Annotated in this window: 1 pseudogene; it reads right to left on the reverse strand. The window is 47.6% G+C overall.

Features of this window, described 5'->3' with window-relative positions:
* Positions 1–229 (reverse strand): annotated as a pseudogene (locus RMT89_RS46490) (hypothetical protein); the annotation flags it as partial.

Here is a 229-nt window from a genome sequence, read left to right on the forward strand (position 1 = left end):
TGTTCATCTCAATCTTAATTGGCCACTGCTGACCATCAATAGCCAAGGTAATTTCACGCGATGGAAGACGACGAGGTGGTGAGGTGAAAGATAATGCGGGCGTCTCCTGATCTGGTGGAGTTATGTACGGTGATGCCGGTGACTCTTTGTCTGTGGCCATATATACACATGACCCTTGATTTGCGTCTGAGCATCTCTAGATGGTCCAGAAACCAAGGAATAACCAGTC

The organism is Streptomyces sp. P17 (genome assembly GCF_032436805.1).
GTDB lineage: Bacteria > Actinomycetota > Actinomycetes > Streptomycetales > Streptomycetaceae > Streptomyces.